Consider the following 1,800-nt stretch of genomic DNA (forward strand, 5'->3'; position numbering starts at 1 on the left):
GGACCCTCGTGCTTCGGGCGGATTTCATCTTCGGTCCCGCGCCACAGGGGGAACTGGTGGAGGTGGCGGCGGCCTTCGGGACCGACCCGACCGCGCCCCTGACGCCGCCCTGCAACGTGACGCTCCTGCGCAGCGAGGGGCGCGTCGTCCTCTTCGACTGCGGCGCGGGGCCGGCCTTCCAGGACAGCGCGGGGCGGCTGCTCGACGCGCTCGAGGCCGAGGGGCTGTCGCCCGATGACGTCACCGACGTCGTCTTCACCCATGGCCATCCCGACCATCTCTGGGGCGTGCTGGACGATTTCGACGAACCGCTCTTCCTCAACGCCACGCACCGGATGGGCCTGATCGAGCGCGACTACTGGCTCGACCCGGCGACCGTCGACTCCATCGGTGAGGCGCGGGCGAGCTTCGCGGCGGGCGCGATCCGCAGGCTCGAGACAATCGCGGACCGGCTGGAGACCTTCGGCGACGGGGAGGAGGTCCTGCCCGGCGTCGCCGCCGTGCTGACGCCCGGACACACGCCCGGCCACATGTCCTTCGAGGTGTCGCGGGGCGGAGCGGGTGCCATGATCATCGGCGATGCCGTCGGCAACGACCACGTCGCGATGGCACGGCCCGCCTGGCACACCGGCGCCGACCAGGATCCCGAGACGGGGGCTGCGACGCGCCTGAGACTGCTCGAGCGGCTGGCCTCGGAGGGAATGGCGGCCGTCGGCTTCCACATGGGCGGCGGCGGGATCGGGCGTGTCGAGGCGTCGGGCGAAGGCTACCGCTTCATGACGGAGCTCTGACGGCTCAGGCGGCGGCTGGCCGCGCCGCGCCGCGTCCCACGAGGAGCGACGCCAGAAGCCCGCCCGCCCAGATCGAGGCGCCCGCGACCCAGGCCGTAAGCGACATGACCGCGCCGCCCGAGACGGTGGCGCCGACCGCGCAGCCGCCCGCCAGCATCGCGCCGAAACCCATGAGGATGGCGCCGAGGATGTAGCGCTCCATCGGCGTGTCGGCACCGAAACGCTGGATCTTCCATTCGCCCGCGAGCAGGGCCGCGACGCCCGCCCCCGCGAAGACGCCCGGCACAAGGCCGATGCCGAAGGAGAGCGGCACGCTCCGCTGCGTGACGAGCGCCATGAGCGTGTCGGTGGCAGGGCCGGTGAAGGTGACGCTCGAGACCGGAACGATCTCGAAGGAGGCCTGCGAGATGGCGTAGGTGAGATACCAGCCGAGCGTGACGGCGAGGCCGACGCCGACGCCAGCGACGGCCGCCCCGGGCCGGACGCCCCGCAGGCGCGCCAGCGCCAGCGCCGCAGCCAGGCCGACGAGGGCCGCCAGAAGCACGGTCTGCCGCGAGACGCCGAGGACCTGTATGAGGTCCCGCGACGGCCCGGAGATGAGCCAGATACCCGAGATCGCCTCGCGCGCCGGGGCGAGGACGCCGCTCAAGGCCGATTGCGCCACCAGCGTCAGGAGGAGGCCGGTCACCAGCGCCCTGAGGTTCCCCGTGGCCGAGAGGACGAGAAGCCGGCTCGCGCAGCCGCGGGCCAGCACCATGCCGACGCCGAACATGAGGCCGCCAAGGATCGCGCCCGACATGCTGCCCGCACCCGAGAGCTGACGCGCATCCGCCACGTCGAGCCAGCCCAGAAGGATCGCGCCCTGCGTCGCGGCGAGCGCGGTGGCGAAGACGATGAGCCAGATGGCCATGCGCGGGCCGACCTGCCCGCCGGCGAGCTCCACCGTCGAAGCGCGGAGGCAGAACTGCGAGCGCTGCGCGGCGACGCCGAACAGGACGCCGGTGATGTC

General features: G+C 72.9%; 2 protein-coding genes. One reads left to right on the forward strand and one right to left on the reverse strand.

Annotated features, from left to right (window positions below):
• Positions 1-791 (forward strand): MBL fold metallo-hydrolase (locus tag ACTS11_RS19835; protein WP_442642010.1); only part of this gene is annotated, 791 nt, incomplete at its 5' end.
• Positions 792-795: 4 nt separating this feature from the next.
• On the opposite strand, the gene ACTS11_RS19840 is transcribed toward ACTS11_RS19835, so the two are convergent.
• Complete coding sequence (locus ACTS11_RS19840; protein WP_442642011.1) at positions 796-1,797, reverse strand: YeeE/YedE family protein; 1,002 nt, start codon at positions 1,795-1,797, stop codon at positions 796-798.
• Positions 1,798-1,800: the final 3 nt, after the last annotated feature.

Source organism: Roseicyclus sp. (assembly GCF_052168335.1).
Lineage (GTDB): Bacteria > Pseudomonadota > Alphaproteobacteria > Rhodobacterales > Rhodobacteraceae > Roseibacterium.